Source organism: Geodermatophilus sp. SYSU D01106, from assembly GCF_054049995.1.
Window position 1 is genome coordinate 13,784 of sequence record NZ_JBJGYM010000016.1, and the last position, 20,151, is coordinate 33,934.

13 protein-coding genes are annotated in these 20,151 nt (G+C 75.9%); 4 read left to right on the top strand and 9 right to left on the bottom strand.

Features of this window, described 5'->3' with window-relative positions; genetic code table 11:
* Nucleotides 1-63 precede the first annotated feature (63 nt).
* The 9 genes from ACI78R_RS16420 to ACI78R_RS16460 form a co-directional block, all read right to left on the bottom strand.
* On the bottom strand, nucleotides 64-2,286 hold the full coding sequence (locus ACI78R_RS16420; RefSeq protein WP_457041487.1) for a glycoside hydrolase family 3 C-terminal domain-containing protein: 2,223 nt from the start codon (nucleotides 2,284-2,286) through the stop codon (nucleotides 64-66).
* Entirely contained in the window at nucleotides 2,283-3,758 is a 1,476-nt protein-coding gene (locus ACI78R_RS16425; RefSeq protein WP_457041488.1) for a family 43 glycosylhydrolase, read from the bottom strand. The genes ACI78R_RS16420 and ACI78R_RS16425 overlap by 4 nt, the downstream gene beginning before the upstream one ends.
* Nucleotides 3,755-6,373: a glycoside hydrolase family 78 protein gene (locus ACI78R_RS16430; protein ID WP_457041489.1), complete on the bottom strand. Its 2,619-nt coding sequence runs from the start codon at nucleotides 6,371-6,373 to the stop codon at nucleotides 3,755-3,757. Before ACI78R_RS16430 ends, ACI78R_RS16425 begins: the two co-directional genes overlap by 4 nt.
* Entirely contained in the window at nucleotides 6,370-7,290 is a 921-nt protein-coding gene (locus ACI78R_RS16435) for an alpha/beta hydrolase fold domain-containing protein (protein ID WP_457041490.1), read from the bottom strand. The genes ACI78R_RS16430 and ACI78R_RS16435 overlap by 4 nt, the downstream gene beginning before the upstream one ends.
* Complete coding sequence (locus ACI78R_RS16440; protein WP_457041491.1) at nucleotides 7,287-9,935, bottom strand: family 78 glycoside hydrolase catalytic domain; 2,649 nt, start codon at nucleotides 9,933-9,935, stop codon at nucleotides 7,287-7,289. Before ACI78R_RS16440 ends, ACI78R_RS16435 begins: the two co-directional genes overlap by 4 nt.
* Nucleotides 9,932-10,951, bottom strand: coding sequence for an ABC transporter ATP-binding protein (locus tag ACI78R_RS16445; protein WP_457041492.1), 1,020 nt, complete (start codon nucleotides 10,949-10,951; stop codon nucleotides 9,932-9,934). Before ACI78R_RS16445 ends, ACI78R_RS16440 begins: the two co-directional genes overlap by 4 nt.
* Nucleotides 10,948-12,969, bottom strand: a complete 2,022-nt coding sequence (locus ACI78R_RS16450) for a dipeptide/oligopeptide/nickel ABC transporter permease/ATP-binding protein (RefSeq protein ID WP_457041493.1) — start codon at nucleotides 12,967-12,969, stop codon at nucleotides 10,948-10,950. The genes ACI78R_RS16445 and ACI78R_RS16450 overlap by 4 nt, the downstream gene beginning before the upstream one ends.
* Nucleotides 12,966-13,907, bottom strand: a complete 942-nt coding sequence (locus ACI78R_RS16455; RefSeq protein ID WP_457041494.1) for an ABC transporter permease — start codon at nucleotides 13,905-13,907, stop codon at nucleotides 12,966-12,968. The genes ACI78R_RS16450 and ACI78R_RS16455 overlap by 4 nt, the downstream gene beginning before the upstream one ends.
* 74 nt (nucleotides 13,908-13,981) lie before the next feature.
* On the bottom strand, nucleotides 13,982-15,571 hold the full coding sequence (locus ACI78R_RS16460; RefSeq protein WP_457041495.1) for an ABC transporter substrate-binding protein: 1,590 nt from the start codon (nucleotides 15,569-15,571) through the stop codon (nucleotides 13,982-13,984).
* Nucleotides 15,572-15,756: 185 nt separating this feature from the next.
* Here ACI78R_RS16460 and ACI78R_RS16465 point away from each other — a divergent pair, with 185 nt between their 5' ends.
* The 4 genes from ACI78R_RS16465 (at nucleotide 15,757) to ACI78R_RS16480 (ending at nucleotide 20,139) form a co-directional block, all read left to right on the top strand.
* Nucleotides 15,757-16,569, top strand: a complete 813-nt coding sequence (locus ACI78R_RS16465) for an IclR family transcriptional regulator (RefSeq protein ID WP_245794338.1) — start codon at nucleotides 15,757-15,759, stop codon at nucleotides 16,567-16,569.
* Between the two features lie 233 nt (nucleotides 16,570-16,802).
* Nucleotides 16,803-17,360, top strand: a complete 558-nt coding sequence (locus tag ACI78R_RS16470; protein WP_457041496.1) for a quercetin 2,3-dioxygenase — start codon at nucleotides 16,803-16,805, stop codon at nucleotides 17,358-17,360.
* Between the two features lie 70 nt (nucleotides 17,361-17,430).
* On the top strand, nucleotides 17,431-18,336 hold the full coding sequence (locus tag ACI78R_RS16475) for an alpha/beta hydrolase fold domain-containing protein (protein ID WP_457041497.1): 906 nt from the start codon (nucleotides 17,431-17,433) through the stop codon (nucleotides 18,334-18,336).
* A gap of 174 nt (nucleotides 18,337-18,510) precedes the next feature.
* Entirely contained in the window at nucleotides 18,511-20,139 is a 1,629-nt protein-coding gene (locus ACI78R_RS16480; protein WP_457041498.1) for an FAD-dependent monooxygenase, read from the top strand.
* Nucleotides 20,140-20,151: the final 12 nt, after the last annotated feature.

Sequence of the window (20,151 nt, forward strand, 5' to 3'; positions counted from 1 at the left end):
CGGTGGCCCGGCACCGTGCGGATCCCGTGCCCCCGGGGTCCAGCACTCCCTGGCCCGGGCGCGTCAGCCGGCGCGGGCGGCCCGGGCGACGGCGACCAGGCGGTCGAGCTCGGCGGGCGGGATGGCGGCACCGAAGTCGGCGGCGAACCGGCGCATCGGCATCGACCCGATCATCTGCAGCATCCCGGCGTGAATCTCCGCGGCGCCGTCCGGCATGGCGGCGAGGAACCCCTCGAGCAGCGGCGGCCCGACCACCGGGTGCTCGAACCACTCGGCCACCGACGAGCCCAGCGTGAGCTCCGGGACGACGGTGTCGCCGGTCAGCGTCACCGTCTCCTCGGCCAGGACCTCGGCGGCGTTCGCGCAGACCTGCACCGTGTACTGACCCGGCGCGACGACCCAGCCGCCCTCCCGGACGTCCCAGTGGGCGAAGGCCCTCCGGTCGAGCGCCAGCTCCACCGTCCGCGACTCCCCCGGCTCCAGCGGCACCTTCGTGAAGGCGCGCAGCTCCCGGGCGGGGCGGCGGACCGGGCCGGCCGTCGTCGCGACGTAGACCTGGACCACGTGCCGGCCGGCCCGCTCGCCGGTGTTGGTCACCGTCACCGACACGCTCGCCGCGTCGTCGCCGGTGACGGCCACCCGCAGGCCGGAGGTCTCCACGGTCGTGTACCCCAGCCCGTGGCCGAACGGGTAGCGCACCGGGCGGCCGACGGTGCAGTGGTGGCGGTAGCCGACCATCACGCCCTCGCCGTAGCGGACGTGCCCCTGCTCGCCGGGGAAGGTCAGGAAGCTGGGGGTGTCCTGCAGGCGCAGCGGGATCGACTCGGCCAGCCGCCCGGAGGGGCTCACCGCTCCCGTGAGCAGGTCGGCCAGCGCGCTGCCGCCCGCCTGGCCGAGCAGGAAGCCGGCCAGGACCGCGTCGACGTCGTCGTGCCAGCCCTCCAGGGACACGACGCCGCCCGAGGACAGCACGACGACGGTGCGCGGGGCGGCTCGGGCCACCGCCCGGATGAGCTCGACCTGCACGGCGGGCAGGTCGAGGGTGGTGCGGTCGAAGCCCTCGGACTCGTCGTCCTCGGCCAGTCCGGCGAAGACGACGGCGACCTCGGCGTCGCCGGCCGCGGCGACGGCCTCCTCGCGGAGCGCGGCGGCGTCGCCGGAGCCGTCGAGGGAGAAGCCGGGCGCGAACGACAGCGCCGGGAGCGCCGCCCGCAGCGCGGTCAGCCCGTCGTCGACCCGGGTGGCGTTGACGTGCGAGCTGCCGCCGCCCTGGTAGCGCGGCGTGCGGGCGAACTCGCCGACGACGGCCACCCTCGTCCCCGGGGCCAGCGGGAGCACGGCGCCGTCGTTCCTCAGGAGCACCGCGCACTGCGCCGCGAGCTCGCGGGCCAGCGCGTGGTGCGCGTCGGCGTCGAAGCCGTCGGTCGGCTCGGCGACGAGGTCCGCGAGCGCGGCCACCCGCCGGGCGCTGCGGTCGACGAGCGCCTCGTCGAGGTCCCCGGCGCGGACGGCCTCGACCACGCGCCGGTTGCCCGCACCGGAGTCTCCGGGCATCTGCAGGTCCAGGCCGGCGGCCAGCGCGGCGACCCGGTCGTCCACGGCGCCCCAGTCGGAGACGACGACGCCCTCGAAGCCCCACTGCTCGCGCAGCACCTCGGTGAGCAGCCAGCGGTCCTGCGATGCGTACACGCCGTTGACCCGGTTGTAGGCGCACATGACCGTGGCCGGCCGCGCCGAGGTCACGATCCGCTCGAAGGCAGGCAGGTAGATCTCGCGCAGCGTGCGCTCGTCGACGTCGGCGCTGACCTGCATGCGCTGCGTCTCCTGGTTGTTGGCCGCGAAGTGCTTGACCGAGGCGCCGACGCCCTGCGCCTGCTGGCCGCGCACGTGTGCTGCGCCGAGCACGCCGGTGAGCAACGGGTCCTCGGAGTAGTACTCGAAGTTCCGCCCGCACAGCGGGGACCGCTTGATGTTCACACCCGGGCCGAGGACAACCGGCACGCCGAGGGCGCGCGCCTCCCGGCCGACCGCCGCGCCGACCCGCTCGGCGACGTCGGGGTCCCAGCTCGACCCGACGGCGACGGCCGGCGGGAAGCAGGTGGCCGGCAGGCTCTGCAGCAGGCCGATCCGGTCGAAGTCGTCGGCCTGCCGGCGGACGCCGTGCGGTCCGTCGGTGAGGACGACCGACGGCAGCCCGGCCTCCTCCACCGCGGGCGTCGACCAGAAGTCCTGCCCGGACAGCAGCGTCGCCTTCCGCTCGAGGGGCAGGTCGGCGGGGTCGGTCACGGGAGCTCCTGCGGGTCGTCGGCGCCGGCGTACGCGAACGAGCGCACCACGAGCGAGCCGCGGGCGCACCAGACGCCGCCGAGCCGGCCGGTCATCCCGCCGGCGACCTCGGTGGACACGTAGCGCCCGTCCAGGCGGCCGAGCTCGACGGAGCCGCCCGCGCCGACGAGGCAGGCCACCAGCACGTCGGGCGCCAGCGCCGTCGAGGAGAAGTGGCCCTCGCCGGGGAGCGTCCGGATCTCCAGGGTCACGTCGCCGCCGGTCACCTCCGCCTCCCCCAGGACCTGCCGCAGCGGGCCGACCTGCGCCACCGCGCGCACCCGGGTGCCCTCGACCTCGACGTCGAGGGAGTGGCGGCCGTCGATCCGCAGCGTCAGCCCGCCGACCCCGTCGGAGGCGCGCACGACGGCGCGGAACCGCGCGTGCTCGTGCTCCTGGCGGCGGCCCACGAAGGCCACGTCCTCCGACGCCGGGTCGGGGTCGGCGGTGGCCAGCCGCCAGCCGCCCTCGACCCGGGTGAGCAGGTCGCCGGGGAAGCGCCGCGGCGCCGCCCACGCCGGGCCCGCGAGGTCCTCGGTGACCGCGACCGCGCCGCCGGGCGGGGCCAGCCACTCCCCGAGCCGGGGCCAGCCGTCGGCCCACTCGACCTCGGCGGCGAAGGTCTCGCGGCCGAGGACGTGGAACTGGGGGCTGGTGCCGCGCGGGCGCACGCCGTGGAAGACGACCGCCCACGAGCCGTCGGCCCGCTGCACCAGGTCGGCGTGCCCGGTGTTCTGCACCGGCGACTCGACGCCCCGGTGGGTGAGCAGCGGGTTGTGCGGACAGGGCTCCCACGGCCCGGCCGGCGACGGGCCGCGCGCGATCGTCACCGCGTGCCCGCGCTCGGTGCCGCCCTCGGCGATCAGCAGGTACCAGAGGCCGCCCACCCGGTACAGGTGCGGCCCCTCGGGGAACCGCCCGCCGGTGCCCTGCCACAGCCGCCGCCGCCCGGTGAGTGGCGTCCCCGTGGCCGGGTCGACCGCCTGCTGCACCAGCCCGGCGGGGCCGCCCGCCCCGAAGCCGGCGTAGCTGACCAGCAGCGTGCCGTCGTCGTCCCAGGCGAGGTCGGGGTCGATGCCGCGCACGTCCGGCATCCGCACCGGGACCGACCAGTCCCCCAGCGGGTCCTCCGCGGAGGTGAGCACCTGCCACCCGCCGTCGGCGAGGTTGGTGGTGACCAGCCAGAACCGGCCGTCGTGGTGGCGGATCGTCGGCGCGGTGATCCCGCCCGACCCGGGCGCCGCGGAGACGTCGAGCTGCGAGGGCCGGGCCAGCACGTGCCCCACCTGCTCCCAGGACACGAGGTCGGCCGAGCGGTACAGCGGGACGCCCGGGGCGTACTCGAAGGACGAGTGCACCATCCAGTAGGCGTCCCCGACCCGGACGACGCTCGGGTCGGGGTGGAACCCGCCGACGACGGGGCGCGGCGTCACGCGTGCGCGTCCGGGTCGAAGAACAGTGCCGGCCTCTCCACCGGGCGCGGCTCCTCGATCGTGCAGGTGAACGCGTGCCGGCCCGGGCCGGCCTCCCGCGGCGCGCTGCCGTCGGGCAGCACCACCTCCGCCGTCGTGTTCGGCGGGACGACGACGTCGAGCGCGAACGCCGTGCCCCCGGTCAGCGCCCAGGACACCGACGCCGTCCCGTACGGCGTCTCGTGCGTGGCCGCCGCCGAGGTGAGGCCGGGCCCCGGGCGCGGGGCGAACCGGATCCGCCGGTAGCCGGGGGCGGCCGGGGCCAGCCCGGCCACCGTGCGGTGCAGCCAGTCGGCGACCGCGCCGAAGGCGTAGTGGTTGAACGACGTCATCTCGCCGGGGTTGATCGTCCCGTCGGGGAGCATGGAGTCCCAGCGCTCCCAGATCGTCGTCGCGCCCATCGTCACCGCGTACAGCCACGACGGGTTGCCGCGTTGCAGCAGCAGCTCGTAGGCGGTGGCCAGCTCGCCCGCGTTCGTCAGGGCGTCGGTGACCAGCGGCGTCCCGAGGAAGCCACTCGCGATGTGGAACCCGTCCGCCAGCACCTGCTGGGCCAGCAGCCGGCCGGCGTGCTCCCGCTGCCCGGGCTCGAGCAGGTCGAACTCCAGCGCCAGGGCGTAGGCCGTCTGCGACGGGAAGGCGACCCGGCCGTTCGGGGAGACGTACTCGGCGCGGAAGCGGGCCGCGGCCCGCTTCCCCAGCTCGGCGAACCGGGCGCCGTCGCGCCCGAGCACCTCCGCCACCTGCGCCACGGTGCGCGCCGAGCGGGCGAGGTAGGCGGTGGCCACGCACTGCCAGGGGGTGCGGGCGGCGGCCGGGTTGTCCGGCGGGGCGGCGGTGTCGAGCCAGTCGCCGAAGGAGAACCCGTCCCCGGGGAAGTCGAGGTGCTCCCCCGCCCGCGCGGCGAACGCGTCGATCCACGCGGTCATCGAGTCCCACTGGGCGGCGAGCAGCCCGGCGTCGCCGGTGCGCTGGTAGAGCACCCACGGGACGACGACGGCGGCGTCGCCCCACCCGGTCTCCGGCTGCTGCGGGAAGGGCAGCAGCGGCAGGAACGGCACGTACATGGGCACGACGCCGTCGAGCTCCCGCTGCTCGGCGGCGAGGTCGGTCAGCCAGGAGCGGAGCATGCCGGTGGTGTCGTGGAGGAACGACGCGGTGGGCGCGAACACCTGCAGGTCACCGGTCCAGCCCAGCCGCTCGTCGCGCTGCGGGCAGTCGGTCGGGATGTCGAGGAAGTTGCCCCGCATCCCCCAGACGACGTTCTCGTGCAGCCGGCTGACGTCCGGGTCCGAGCACGTGAACGTGCCGGTCCGGCGCATGTCCGTGTGCAGCACCACCGCCTGCAGGTCCTCCGGCCGCAGCTCGCCGGGCCAGCCGGTCACCTCGGCGTACCGGAAGCCGTGGAACGTCGACCGGGGCTCCCAGGTGCGCGGGCCGCGCCCGTCGAGGACGGCGACGTCGGTGGCACGGGCGGCCTTCAGCGGCCGGGTGCCGAGCTCGCCGTGCTCGAGCACCTCCGCGTGCCGGACGGTGATCTCGGTGCCGGCCGGACCGTCGGGCAGGGACAGCCGGAGGCGGCCCACCAGGTTCTGGCCGAGGTCGACGAGCACCCTCCCCGACGGCGAGGTGGTGACCGCCCGCACGGGGAGGACCTGCGTGCGGCGCACCGGCGGTCCGGTGGGGGCCACCAGCGTGGCGGGGTCGAGGTCGGCGACCTCGACCGGCGTCCAGGCGGCGTCGTCGAACCCGGGCGCGGACCACCCGGGCAGGTCGCGGCGGAAGTCGACCGTCTCGCCGGAGTAGAGGCCGGAGCGGACGGTGGGCCCGTCGGTCGTCGAGCGCCAGGCGCCGTCGGTGGTCACCACGGTGCGCGAGCCGTCGGGGTGGTCGACCTCCAGCTGCAGGAAGGCGCCGGTGCGGTCGCCGTACCACCCGCGCTTGCCGGTGAAGCCGAGGTACCCGGCGAACCAGCCCTCGGCCAGGTGCACGCCGATCGCGTTGGGGCCCTCGGTGAGCAGTCCCGTGACGTCGTGGGTCCGGTAGCGGAGCCGGTGCCGGTAGCTCGTCCAGCCGGGCGCCAGCACGACGTCGGAGACCGCGGCGCCGTTGAGCTCGGCCTCGTACACGCCCTGCGCGGTGGCGTACAGCCGGGCGCGCGCCACCGGCCGGTCGAGGACGAACTCGCGCCGCAGCAGGGCCACGGCCTCCTCCCGGGCGGGGAGCACCGGGCGCACCAGCCGCGCGCTCCAGTCGGCGGGCGACAGCAGGCCCGCCTCGACGGCGACCTCCTCGCTCCACGCCGACGGCTCGGCGTCGTCCGCTCCCCACACGCGGACGCGGACGGTGCGCCCCTCCCGGGAGGCGAGCGGCGGTGCGTCCCACGGCACGAGCACCGAGTCGGCGGAGTCGACCCGGCCCGAGGACCAGGTGCCGATCTCCAGCTCGTAGGCCACCTGCCGCCAGCCGGGCAGGTCGGTGGAGGTGACCCACGACAGCCGCGGCGTCGTCTCGCCGATGCCCAGCGGCTCCCGGTGGTGCTCGGCGGTGACGGGGGCGACGGTCACGTCGCTCATCGGACCCGGTCCCCGAGCAGCGCGTCGGCGAGGTACGCGACGGAACGGTCGACGATCCCGTCGACGTGGTCGCACCCGAGCCAGATGTGCCCGGCACCCTCGACCGGCTCCAGCTCCGAGGTGGCGCCGGCCTCCTGCAGCGCGGCGTGCAGCGCCTCGCTCCGCGCGTACGGGACCAGCCAGTCGGCGGTGCCGTGCAGCAGCAGGAACGGGGGCGCGTCCGCGGTCACGTGGGTGACCGGGCTGGCGTCGGCGCGGGTGGCGTCGGTGAGGCCCGCGACCAGGTGCTCCTCCGGCGGTCCCCGCAGCTCCTCGGGGAGCAGGGCCGCGATCTCCGGCGGCGGCTCCTGCCGGGGCATGGTGGCGAGGTCGGAGACGCCGTACCAGTCGACGACGACGTCGACCGCGCTGGACTCCCCGACCACGCCGTGCGTCCCCTCCAGGTCGGGCCGGTGCCCGGTGAGGCCGAGCAGCGCAGCGACGTGCCCGCCGGCCGACTCGCCCCACGCGCCGATCCGGGTGGTGTCGACGCCGAGGTCGCCGGCGAACCGGCGCAGGTAGCGGACGGCGGCCTTCGCGTCGTGGAGCAGCGCGGGGAACGGCGCCTCCAGCGCGTGCCGGTAGTCGATGGTGGCCACCGCGAGCCCGGCGGCGAGCAACGCGTCGAAGACCTGGTCCACCCGCAGCGTCTCGGGCAGGTACCGGCGGTCGCCCATCATGAACGCGCCGCCGTGCACCCAGACGACCAGCGGCGCGGGCGCCGGGGTGTCGGGCACCCACACGTCGAGCTGCAGCGGGCGGTAGCCGAAGGCGACGGCGTAGGTGACGCCGGAGAAGTGGCGGGCGCCGTCCGCGCGCCGGACCGGCGGCGGCGGGGGCAGGAACCGGGCCGGACCGGCCCACTCGGCGGTGGTCATGCGGCGTCCTCCAGGGCGCTCGGGAACGTGTGGGTGCCGGGGCCGGCCGTCGTCGCGGTGCCGTCGGGCAGCACCACCTCGGCCTGCGTGCCGGCGGGGACCTCGACGGTCAGCGCGAAGCGGTCGCCGTCGACCCGCCAGGACGAGGCGATCCGGCCGTACGGGGACTCGTGGGTGGCCACGGCGGAGGTGAGGCCGCCGCCGGGCCGGGGCCGGACGCGGAACCGGCGGTACGCGGGCTCCAGCGGCTCGATGCCCGCGGTGTACCGGTGCAGGAAGGAGACGACCGCGCCCTTCGAGTAGTGGTTGAGCGAGTCGCGCGGCCTGCCCTCGGCGTCCACGCCGTCCCAGTGCTCCCACACCGTCGTCGAGCCGCGGTCGACCATCACCAGCCAGCCGGGCTCGGTGTCCTGCAGCAGCAGCTCGTAGGCGACGTCGAGGTGCCCGGCGTCGGCCAGCACGGGCAGCAGGTACGGCGTCGCCAGGAAGCCGGTGCCCAGGTGGGTGCCCGCCTCGCGCACCAGCTCCACCAGCCGCTCGGCGACGGCGGGCCGCAGCTCCCCGGGCACCAGGCCGAAGGCGAGCGCGCGCACGTGGTCGGCCTGGGTGTCGCTGACCAGCCGCCCGTCGCCGTCGAGGTACTCGGCCTGCCAGGCGGCGCGCACCCGCGCGGCGAGCCCGGCGTAGCGGGCGGCGTCGTCGTCGCGGCCGAGCACGGCGGCGATCTCCGCCAGCAGCCCCGCGCTGTGCGCGAACCAGGCGGTGGCGACGACGCCCTCGTCGGCGGCGACGAACGCGCCGAAGTCACCCACCTCCTCGCCGGGGACGAGCCACTCGCCCCAGTGGAAGCCGGTGTCCCACAGCCACCGCTCGTGCGGCGCGGGCTCCGGCCGCCGGGCCGCGCGGTCGGGGTGCCGCTGCTCGCGCGCCATCCGCTCCGCCCGGTCCAGCCAGCGCACCATCGCCGGCCAGGTCTCCTCGAGCACGCGGGTGTCCCCGTAGGCGCGGTACAGCTGCCACGGCACGACGACGACCGCGTCGCCCCACCCGGCCGAGCCGTTGAGGAACGACACCGGGCTCTCCCGCCCCTCTCCGCGCGGGCAGGGGCTGACGTTGGCGACCGTGCCGTCGGGCCACTGGTCGGCCACCACGTCGCGCAGCCACTTGGTGGAGAACCCGGCGACGTCGTAGAGGAACGCGGCCGTCGGCACGAACAGCTGCCAGTCGCCGGTCCAGCCGTGCCGCTCGCGGTGCGGGCAGTCGGTCGGGATGTCGCAGGCGTTGCCGCGGAAGCTCCACACGGCCGCCTCGTGGAGGGCGTCCACCCGGGCGTCGCTGCAGGCGAACGTGCCGGTGCGGCGCAGGTCGGTGTGCACCACGACGCCGCGCAGGTCGTCGGGCGTGAGGTCGCGCGGATGGCCCTCGATCCGCACGTACCGGAACCCGTGGGTGGTGCGGCGCGGCTCGAACACCTCGCCGGGCGCCCCGGCGGAGACCACGACGTCGACCTGGCCGGCCGGCAGCGGGTGCGGCAGGAACGGCAGGTCGGGCCGCAGGTGCTCGACCGTGACGTCGCCGTCGGGGCCGAGCCACTCGCCGTGGGTGAGCGTGAGCGTGGTGCCGGCGGGGCCGAGGTCGGTCAGCCGCACCCAGCCGTTGACGTTCTGACCGAGGTCGGCGACCTGGACGCCGGACGGCAGCCGGGTCATCGAGACCGGGACGATCTCCTCCACCCGGCGCACCGGCGGGGCCGGGCTGTCGACCAGCCCGCCGGAGCCGTGCTCGGCCACGGTGACCGGCTCCCACGCGGCGTCGTCGAAGCCGGGGGCGTCCCAGCCGCGCGGCAGCCGCGTGAGGTCCCACCGCTCGCCGGCGATGAGGTCGGCGGCGGTGACGTGGCCGGTCGCGCTGCGCCAGCCCGGGCCGGTGCCGAGCACGGTGACGGTGCCGTCGTCGTGGGTGAGGTGCAGCTGCGCGAGGAACGCGACGCGGTCGCCCCACTGGTCGGCCGAGCGCGTGACGCCGGTCTGCCCGCGGAACCAGCCGTCGGCGAGGACGACGGCCAGCGCGTGCCGCCCGGGCGCGACCGGGCCGGGGTCCAGCGTCTGCACCTGCAGCCGCCGGTCGTACTGGGTGTAGCCCGGGGTCAGCTCGGCGTCGCCGATGCGCGCGCCGTCGAGGAACGCCTCGTAGAGCCCCTGCGCGGTGGCGTACAGCCGGGCGGAGGTGACCGGCCGGTCCGCGTCGAACTCCCACCGCAGCAGGGCGGCCGCCCGCTCCCCCGCCGGGCCGGCCGGCATGGTGCCCGGCTCGATCCAGTCGGCCGACCAGTCGGTGGCGTGCAGCAGTCCGGTCTCGAACCACGCCGGGACCGACTCCGGGCTCGCGCCGAGGTCGGTGCGCACCCGCACCCGCCAGGCGACCCGCTGCGCGGAGGACAGCGCCGGGCCGGGCCACGGGACCAGGACGTGCTCCTCGTCCTCCACCCAGCCGGAGTCCCAGCCGTCGTCGGTGGTCAGCCGGTACGCGTGCTGCTCCCGGGCGCCGTCGGGGAGCCGCCAGGACAGGCGCGGCGACGTCGTGCCGAGGCCGAGCGGCTCGTCGAGGTGCTCGACGCGCAGGCCGTGCGGTGCCGCACCCGTCACAGGGCGGGGACCCGGTCGGCGTGGTGGCAGGCCGCCTCGGTGCCCTCGACCAGCCGCAGCGCGGGCCGCTCGGTCCCGCACACGTCGGTGGCCAGCGGGCAGCGCGGCACGAACGGGCAGCCGGTGGCCGACGGCTGGGCGACGCCGGCGGTGCCGAAGCCGGCGGCCTCGCGGGCCGCCCGGCGGGCGGCCTGCTCGGCGGGACGCGGCACCGGCGCGGCGGCGGTCAGCGCCACGGTGTACGGGTGGCGCGGCGCGCTGCTGACCGCCTCCACCGGCCCGGTCTCCATGACCTGGCCGCGGTAGAGCACGACGGTCCGCTGCGAGAGGAACCGGACGACACCGAGGTCGTGGGCGATGAACAGGAACGCCAGGCCGCGCTGGTCGCGCAGGTCGGCGAGCAGGTTGAGCACCTGCGCCTGGGTGGAGAGGTCCAGCGCGCTGACCGGCTCGTCGAGGACGACGACCCTCGGGTCGCACACCAGCGCGCGGGCGATGGCGATGCGCTGCCGCTGGCCGCCGGAGAACTGCGCCGGGTAGCGGTCGACGGCGTCGCCGGGCAGGCCGACCGACTCCAGGCCCGAGCGCGCCTTCTGCAGCGCCTCGGCGCCCCGGATGCCCATCAGTCGCAGCGGCTCGACCAGGGTCTGGCCGATGGTGCGCGCCGGGTTGAGCGAGGAGTACGGGTCCTGGAAGACGACGCGCAGGTCGGCCACCTGACGGCTGCGCTGCTTGAGCGACATCGCGGTGACGTCCGTGCCGTTGACCCGGATCGTCCCGGAGGCCGCCGGCTGCAGGCCGAGGACCGCCTTGCCGATCGTCGACTTGCCCGAGCCGGACTCGCCGACCAGGCCGACGGTCTCGCCGGGGGCGATGTCGAAGCTGACCCGGTCGATGGCCGGGGGCGCCTGCCGGGCCCTGCGGCCCGAGCCGTAGCGGACGAAGAGGTCGCGGATCTCCAGAGCGGGGGTGGTCGCCGTGGCCGAGAGGGCCGTGGCTCCGGCGGGGGCGCTCATGCGGACACTCCGGCGGTCGGGGTGGGCTCCTGGACGGACGTCTCGTCGCCGGCGGACTCGGGCTCCCAGACGGCGTGGTCGCGGGAGAGCTCGTCGACACGCACGCACAGGACCGAGCCGTCGTCGTGCGCGGGCAGCGCCGGGAAGGGCGCGCTGCAGCGCTCCTCTGCGAACCGGCAGCGGGTGGCGAACCGGCAACCGGTCGGCCACGAGCCCGGCGGCGGGACGGTGCCGGCGATGGAGGCCAGCCGCTCGGGCACCGGCTCGCCCTCGGGCACGTGCGGGTTCGCCCCGAGCAGCGCCATCGTGTACGGGTGCGCCGGCGCGTCCAGCACGGCTGCGGCGGTGCCGGACTCGACGACCTCGCCGGCGTACATGACGGCGACCGTGTCGCAGATGTCGGCGACGACGCCGAGGTCGTGGCTGACCAGGACCACCGACAGACCGGTGTCGCGCACCAGCGCCCGCAGCAGCGACAGGATCTCCGCCTGCACGGTGACGTCGAGCGCCGTCGTGGGCTCGTCGGCGACCAGCAGCCGCGGCTCGCCGGTGAGCGCCAGCGCGATGCAGACCCGCTGCGCCATGCCGCCCGAGAGCTGGTGCGGGTGGCTCCTCAGGACCCGCTTCGCGTCGACGATGCCGACGTTGCGCAGCAGCTCCGCGGCGATCCGTCTCGCTTGCTTCCGGCCCACCCCGCGGAAGCGGCGGATCGGCCCGACGAGCTGGGTGGCGATCGAGAACATCGGGTCCAGCGCCACCATCGGCTCCTGGGAGATCATCGCGATCTCGCGGCCGCGCACCCGGTCGATCTCCCGCTCGGTCAGCCCGGCCAGCTCCCGGCCCTGCCAGCGGATCGAGCCCCCGGTCACCGCCACGCCGTCGGGCAGCAGGCCCAGGAGCGAGCGCGCGGTCATCGTCTTGCCGCAGCCGGACTCGCCGACCAGGCCGAGCACCTGCCCCTGCCGCAGGGAGAAGGAGACACCGGTGACCAGGTCGGGGCCGTCGTCGACGGAGACGGTGAGGTCGCGGACCTCGAGCACCGCCTCGGGGTCGGCCGGGGTCGCCGGGGTGACCGCCTGCACGGCCCGGCGCAGCGGCCGGCGGCGGCGGCGGCGGCGCACGGTCGGTGCGGCGGCCCGGCCGGCGAGGGCGTCGGCGAGCTCGTTGGCCGCGACGACGGTCAGCGCCAGCACCAGGCCGGTGGGCACCATGAGCCACGGCGCGTTGTAGATGTAGCCCGAGGCGTCCTGGATCATGAAGCCCCAGCTCGGCTCCGGCTCCCCCGGACCGAAGCCGAGGAACGCCAGTCCCGCCACGACCAGCAGGCCGATGCCGAACAGCTGCGCGGCCTGCACGGCGACCACCGTGGCCATCGACGGCAGAACGTGCACGAGGTTGACCCGCAGCGAGCCGAGGCCGTTCACGCGGGCGGCGTCGACGTAGAGGCGCTGGCGCACCGACTGGGCCACGCCGAGCAGCACCCGGTAGACGGCGGCCGAGATGAGCACGCCCATGACCGCCATGACCGGGTAGAGCCGGTTGCCGATCACGCCGATGACGGCGAGCAGCAGGATCGTCGCCGGCAGCGCGAGGAACACCTCGGTGGCCCGGCTGATGACCCGCTCGACGCGGCGGCCGCGCTCGGCGGCCACCAGAGCCAGTGGCAGGCCGATGCCGAAGGCGACGACGAGCATCAGCGCCGACGCCAGCAGCGGCAGCGCGCCGGCGGTGAAGATCCGGCTGAGCAGGTCGCGGCCCAGCGGGTCGGTGCCCAGCCAGTGCTCGGCCGAAGGCAGCGCGAGCCGGTTCGCGGTGTCCTGCTGCCCCGGCTCGTAGGGCCGCCACAGCGGCGCGCTGAGCGAGGCGACCACGACGAGGACCAGCCAGCCGGCGCCGAAGACCCCGCCGGGGCGGCGCAGGAAGCCGGGCAGGCCGCGTCGGCGGCGGGCCGGCGGGACGGGCTCGGTGGCGACCTCGTCGGCCGCGGCCTCGGCGCCAGGGAGGGGCAGCACGCTCATGCCGCACGCACCTTCGGGTCCAGCGCCGCGACCAGCAGGTCCAGCAGCAGGTTGATGACGACGACGACAGCGGTGGCGACGACGACCACGCCCACCAGGGCCGGGAAGTCGCTCGCCGTGGCGGCGGCCTGGCTGGCCTGTCCGAGGCCCGGCAGGGCGAAGAGGTTCTCGATGATCACCGAGCCGCCGAACAGCGCGATGAACTGGATGCCGAGCGTGGAGACGACCGGCACGCTGGCGTAGCGGAGCGCGTGCACGTAGCGGATCCGCCACGGCGGCGTCCCCATCGCCCGCAGCGTGCGGACGTGCTCCTGCGACAGCGCCTCGCGCATGCCGGCGTTGGCGGTCCGGGCGACGATCGCCGCGCCGCCGACGGTGAGGGTGAGCACCGGCAGCAGCAGGCTCTGCAGCCACGCGGCCGGGTCGGCGGAGAAGTCGACGTACCCGGTCGCCGGGAGCCAGCCCAGCTGCAGGGAGAGGAGGTAGACCAGCAGGATCCCGACCCAGAACGCCGGCAGCGACAGGGCGACGCCGCTGCCGGTGGTGATGCCCTTGCCCAGGCGGCCGCCGCGCACCGCGGCGGTCACGCCGAGCAGCACCCCGACGACACCGGACAGCAGGGTGGCGAGGAAGGCGATGGAGGCGGTGACCGGCAGCCGGTCGGCGAGGTCCGCGGCGATGTCACGGCCGTCGATCAGGGAGGTGCCGAGGTCCCCGCGGAACAGGGCGCCCACGTAGTCGAGGAACTGCGCGTACAGCGGGCGGTTCCAGCCCAGGGCCTCGTTCTCCGCGGCCACCGCCTCCGCGGTGGCGCCGGGGCCCAGCCGGACCGCTCCCGGGGAGCTGTCGCTGGCGTGGACGAGCAGGAAGGTGATCAGGACGGCGGCCAGGAGGGTGCCGACCGCCAGGGCGAGTCGCCGGGCGACGTAGGCGAGCATCTGGGTCCTCGTGTCAGGGGTGTCGAGGAGGGGGCCGGTGGCCGCGGCGGGACCGCGGCCACCGGCCGGGGACCTCAGCTGGCCGGCTGGACGGCCGACAGCACGAGGTAGTTGTTCGTCCCGGCGAAGGCGGGCTCGCTCACCGAGTCGGCGTTGTAGCCGGCGTAGGTGACGTCCTCGTAGACCGGGATGAACCAGCCGTGCTCGGTGATGGCCCGGTTCAGGTCGGTGAGCGCCTGCTGCTGCGCGTCACCGGTCGCGCCGAGCGCGGCGCCGAGGGCCGACTGGATGTCGGGCTCCTGCGCCTGCTGCATGTTCATGAACCCGCCGTAGAGGACGCCGGCGACGAAGCCGGCCGGGTTGGACCCCACGGAGAAGGGCCCGAAGATCACCGGGTCGGTGCGGACGGCCGCGAAGACCTGGTCGGTCGAGGTCGCGGTGACGAAGTTCAGCCGGATGCCGACCTCGGCCCACTGGCTCTGCACGGCGACGGCGTCCTCGTCCGGCTGGCCGAGCACGGTCAGGTCGACGTCGATGCCGTCCGGGTAGCCGGCCTCGGTCAGCAGCTCGCGGGCGCGGTCGGGGTCGTAGGCGAACTCCTCGTCGAGGGCGGGGTCGAAGCCCGGGGCGTCCTCGGGGAAGAACTGCGACGTCGGTCGGGAGCCGTCGTGCAGGTCGCTGACCAGCGACTCGCGGTCGGTGGCGAACAGCAGGGCCTGGCGCACCTGCTCGCTGCCGAAGGCCGGGTTGCTGCTCCCCAGCTTGTCGATCACCGGGAAGCCGACGATGGTGCCGCCGACGTCCACGGTGCTCTGCCGGGACTGGACCAGGTCGATCGTGGTGGGGTCCAGCTGGGTGGCGATGTCGGCCTGGCCGGAGACGACCGCGTTGGCCAGCGACTGCGGGTCGGTGATGACGTCGTACTCGATGGTGTCCCAGACCCACTCGTCGGCGGCCCAGGCGTCGTCGTTCTTGACCACGGTGTAGGTGCTCGCCCGGGTGGTCGCGTCCTCGTCGAGGACGTAGGCGCCCGAGCCGTCCGGGGTGGTCTCCAGCGAGGAGGGGTCGGCGACGCCGGTGGGTCCGACGATGACGCCGGTCGTGTCGGCCAGGTTCTGCTCGGGCGTCGCCTGCGGCTGCGCCCAGGTGATGACGACCGTGCGGGGGTCCTGGACCGTGACGTCGGTGATCTCCGACGCCTGGCCCGGCGCCAGGGAGCCGTACGCCTCCAGGTCGGGGTCGCTGCGCCGGTCGAGGTTGGCCTTGACCACCTCGGCGTCCAGCGGGGACCCGTCGGTGAAGGTGACGCCCTCGCGCAGGGTGAGGGTGGTCTGGGTGTTCTCGGGGTTGTTGGAGAACTCCGTCACCAGGCTCGGCTCCACCGACCCGTCGGGCTGGGTGACGAACAGCGAGTCGTAGAGCGACGCGAAAAACTCGAACTGGCGCTGGGAGTACAGCAGCGGGTCGTACCCGGTCGGGGCGGCGTCGGCGTCGAAGGCGATGGTGAGCGTGCCGTCGGCGCTCTGACTGCCGCCACCCCCGCCGCTGCCGTTGCCGCCGCAGGCCGCGAGCGTGGCCGCGGTCGCCGTCGCGAGCACCGCGGCGCCGATCCGCACGGTCGCCGGCCGGGTCTGCCGGGAGGTCCGCGTGGTGAATCGATTCATCGTGTCCTGGCTCCTCATCCTCGACGGACGCGAGGGGTCTGGACGGCCGACCGGCGGCCGTGCGGGCTGCTCCGCCCGACTGCTCCAAGACGATGCGGACGTCTCCCCTGTGGCGTCAGGCACAATTCCGGCCAATGGCACGCGAGTGTGGTGCGCGCCTCAGCTGACGGGGAGGTGGCCGACAGGTGTCGGAGACGTCGCCCGGGGACGTGCCCCGGGTGCGGGGCAAGCGCCCGCCGCAGGGCGATCCGGTGGTCGACCGGGCGCTGGCGCTGCTGTCCGCGTTCGACGCAGCCCACCCGTCGCTGACCCTCGGCGAGCTGGCCCGGCGCAGCGGCATCCCGACCAGCTCGGCGCTGCGGCTGGCCGGCCGGCTCGTCGCGTGGGGCGCCTTGGAGCGCGACGCCGAGGGCCGGTTCACGGTGGGCCTGCGGCTGTGGGAGGTCGCCTCGCTGGCCCCGCGGGCCCGCGGGCTGCGCCAGGTGGCGATGCCGTTCCTCGGTGACCTGGAGGAGGTCACCCGCCAGCACGTGCTGCTCGCCGTCCGGGAGGGCGGGGACGCCGTGCTGCTCGAGCGGCTGTCGGCGCACGCGGCGATCCCGGTGCTCTACAGCGTGGGCGGCCGGCTGCCGCTGCACTCCACGGGCGTGGGCCTGGTGCTGCTCGCCTACGCCGAGGCCGACGTGCAGGAGGAGTACCTGTCCCGGCCGCTGCTGCACGAGCCGGAGCGCACGCCGGTGTCGGAGGCGGCGCTGCGGCGGACGCTGGCCGACGTCCGCCGCGAGGGCATGGCGCACTTCCGCCGGAAGGTGCCGCGGCCGATCGTGTCGGTGGCGGCGCCGGTGTTCGACGCGGCCGACCGGCTGGCCGCTGCTGTCTCGGTGGTCGTGCCCCAGGAGGGCGCCGATGCGCGGGTGCTCGGGCCCGCGGTGCGCACCGCCGCCCGCGCGATCTCCCGCGGCCTGGGCGCACGCCGCCCCCTCGGTCCCGGCCGCTGAGCGAGCACCTCAGGCTGCGACCCCTGCCCGCCGCGCTGTCCCGCCGCGGGCCGTACCTCCGCGATCATGGAGCTGCGGTGGCGACACTCCGGCGGGTGCCGGCGTGTCCTCACGCCGGCTCCATGATCGCGGGAGCCACAGCGACGCGTGCCGCTCAATGGCACGGCCGTTGGTCGGGTGACCGGGGTCACGGATGCTCGACCGGTCAGCGTCGACCCGACCCGGGAGTGCAGATGAGCTTCGAGTACCTGATCGACCCGGAGAAGGGGCCGCAGTGGCAGGGGGTCCTGCCCGGCAAGCCCGTCCCCTACGTGCTCCGGCGCGGCGAGGGGGAGCACGCGAAGCTCTTCGGCGACCTGTTCACCGTGCTGCTCTCCGGTGACGAGACGGAGAACCAGTTCGGGATCGTCGTCAGCGACTCCCCCGCCGGCGACGTCATCCCCACGCACTCGCACGACGCGACGCACGAGACGTTCTTCGTCCTCGACGGGAAGGTGCGGCTGTTCTTCGAGGACGCCGAGGGCGGCAAGCAGTCCCAGCTGCTCACCCCCGGCGACTTCGGCTACGTCCCCGCCGGCTTCGCCCACGCGTACCAGATCGTCGAGGACGCCCGGATGATGGGCACGCTGTCGGGCGGCTTCGAGCGGTTCTTCCAGCACATGGGCACCCCGACCGACTCCACGGCGACGGACCAGCCGCCGTTCGTCCCGGACTTCCCGCGCATGCAGGCGGCGGCGCAGCAGCACCGGATGCGGTTCCTGCGCGACTACACCTGGCCCGAGCAGGGCTGAGTCCCGCATCCCCTCACCGGGCGCGGCTCCTGCGTGGAGCCGCGCCCGTCGCGCGTCCCGAGGAGGCCCCGTGCCCACGCCCGCCCTGCCGCTGCCCCCGCCGGCACACGCCGCCCCGCTGCCGCCGGCCCTGCCCGGCCCGGACGGCACCCGCCTCCTCCCCGGGGTCCCCTACGCGGCGCTCCCCGGCGCCCGCCCGCTCGAGCTCGACCTGTACCTGCCGGCCGGCGACGGCCCGCACCCGGTCGTGCTCTTCCTGCACGGCGGCGGCTGGCGGCTCGGCAGCCGGCGCTCCGGCGGGCCGGCCTTCCCCGGCCGGACGCTGTTCGAGCGCGTGGCCGCCGCCGGGATCGCCGTCGCCAGCGCGGACTACCGGCTCTCCGGCGAGGCGGTGTGGCCGGCACAGCTGTCCGACGCGAAGGCCGCCGTCCGCTGGCTGCGGTCCCGGGCGCACGAGCTCGGGATCGACGGCGACCGGCCGGCCGCGTGGGGCGAGTCGGCCGGCGGGCACCTCGCCGCGCTGCTCGGCCTGGTCACCGACCCGGAGCTGGAGGGCGACGTCGGCGTGACGGGCCCGTCCAGCGCCGTCGTCGGGGTGGCCGCCTGGTACCCGCCGACCGACCTCGTGGGCTTCGCCGGGGACGCCGGCGCGGATCCCGCCGACGCCACCACCCGCGAGGCGCAGCTGCTCGGCGCTGCGCCCGCGGACGCCCCCGACACCGCGGCGGAGGCGAGCCCGCTCGCCCACGTGTCGGCCGGGGCGCCGCCGTTCCTGCTGCTGCACGGCCGCGCCGACCGGTTCGTCCCGTGCGTGCAGTCCGAGCGGCTGGCCCACGGCCTGCGGGACGCCGGGGCCGACGTCGCGCTGCACACCTACGCCGGTGCCGACCACATGTGGCTCGGCGCCCCCGAGGCGGCGGCCGACGCCCTCGACCGGACCGTCGCCTTCCTCCGCGCGCGGCTGCTCGGCGGCTGATCCGGAACGGCCGGGGTCCGCTTGCCGGTCAATGGAATCGGCACTCGGCAGGGTGACCCGCGCCACGGATGCTCGTCCCCGTCCGGACGCGGCCACCCGAGCCCGCCGGCCCCCCTCCTCGGCCTCCATCGCGCCAGAGGCTGCTCCCGCACCGCTGTTCGACAGGAGTCCCCCGTGACCGAAGCGCACGTCCCCCCGCGGGTCCCGGTCCTCGTGGCCGGCGGCGGTCCCAGCGGCCTGGCCGCGGCGATCGAGCTGGGCCGGCGCGGGATCGAGGTCCTCGTCGTCGAGCCGCGCACGGCGCTGGACCCGCTGCGCCCCCGCGCCAAGACCACCAGCGTCCGGACCATGGAGCACCTGCGCCGCTGGGGCCTGGCCGACCGGCTGCGCGCCGCCGCGCCGCTGCCGGTCTCGTACGCGCAGGACGTCGTCTTCTGCACCGGGCTGTTCGGGCACGAGATCACCCGCTTCCCGGAGGCGTTCGGGCTGTGGACCCGGCCGCGGCAGATCGCCGCCGAGGCCGGCCAGCAGGCGCCGCAGTCGGAGGTCGAGCGGCTGCTGCGCGAGGCCGCCGCGGAACTGCCCGCCGTCACGCTGCTCCTCGGCTCCCGGGTCACCGCCGTCACCGACGGCCCCGACGAGGTGCGCGCCGTCGTCGAGGGGCACGACGGCGGGACCGCCGAGGTGACCGCCGAGTACCTGCTCGGCTGCGACGGCAGCGCCGGCGTCTCCCGCCGCGCGATCGGCGCCCGCTACGAGGGCTCATCCGGCGCGCTGCCCAACCTCAGCGTCACCTTCCGCTCGCGCGCGCTGGAGGAGCGGCCGCTGTGCGCGCACGGCGTGCACCACTGGGTGATCGGCACCGAGCGCGGCGGGCTCATGGGCCGCCTCGACCTCGACGGCACCTGGTGGGCGATCGTCCAGGGCGTCGACACGGTGGCCGGCGACGCCGACGCCGCCGCGCTGGTGCGCGCGATGGTCGGGGACGACATCGACGTCGAGGTGCTGGCCACCGACCCGTGGCAGGCGCGGATGCTGCTCGCCGACCGCTACCGCGGCGAGCGGGTGTTCCTCGTCGGCGACGCCGCGCACCTCAACCCGCCGTGGGGTGGCCACGGCTTCAACACCTGCGTCGGCGACGCCGTCAACGTCGGCTGGAAGCTCGCCGCCGTGCTGCAGGGCTGGGCGCCCGCCGCACTGCTCGACAGCTACGAGCCCGAGCGCCGGCCGGTCGCACGGCGCACCATCGACGCCGCCGGCAGCCAGGAGGCGTTCCTCGCCCCCGCCTTCACCGGCCGCGACCTCGACGACGACGGCCCGACCGGCGTGGAGCTGCGCGCCGCGCTGGCGGAAGCGCTGCAGGTCAAGGACCCCGAGTTCCACAGCCTCGGCCTGGTCCTCGGCTACGACTACCCCGACTCCCCCGTCGTCGTCCCCGACGGCCGGCCGGTGCCCGGCCCCGTGCTCGCGACCTTCACCCCGTCGGCGCACCCCGGCGCGCGGCTGCCACACGCCTGGCTGGCCGGCGGCGACTCGCTGTTCGACCGGCTCGGCGACGGGTTCACGCTCCTGCGGCTCGACCCCGCCGCGGACCCCGGCGCGCTCCCGGCCGCCGCGGCCGCCCGCGGCGTGCCGCTCGCCGTCGTGGACCTGGCCGGCGAGCCGGGCCTGCGCGACCTGGTGGACGCCGACCTGGTGCTCGTCCGGCCCGACCAGCACGTCGCCTGGCGCGGCGCGTCCGTCCCCGACCCGGACGCGCTGCTCGCGCGCGTGCTCGGCGCCGCCGTCCCCGCCCTCCGCTGAGCCTCCCCGAAG

Bases quoted from the DNA above. Each gene is read 5' to 3' on its own strand.
- ACI78R_RS16430 (WP_457041489.1), bottom strand. From the start codon at position 6,373: ATGAGCGACGTGACCGTCGCCCCCGTCACCGCCGAGCACCACCGGGAG.
- ACI78R_RS16435 (WP_457041490.1), bottom strand. From the start codon at position 7,290: ATGACCACCGCCGAGTGGGCCGGTCCGGCCCGGTTCCTGCCCCCGCCG.
- ACI78R_RS16445 (WP_457041492.1), bottom strand. From the start codon at position 10,951: ATGAGCGCCCCCGCCGGAGCCACGGCCCTCTCGGCCACGGCGACCACC.
- ACI78R_RS16450 (WP_457041493.1), bottom strand. From the start codon at position 12,969: ATGAGCGTGCTGCCCCTCCCTGGCGCCGAGGCCGCGGCCGACGAGGTC.
- ACI78R_RS16455 (WP_457041494.1), bottom strand. From the start codon at position 13,907: ATGCTCGCCTACGTCGCCCGGCGACTCGCCCTGGCGGTCGGCACCCTC.
- ACI78R_RS16460 (WP_457041495.1), bottom strand. From the start codon at position 15,571: ATGAATCGATTCACCACGCGGACCTCCCGGCAGACCCGGCCGGCGACC.
- ACI78R_RS16470 (WP_457041496.1), top strand. From the start codon at position 16,803: ATGAGCTTCGAGTACCTGATCGACCCGGAGAAGGGGCCGCAGTGGCAG.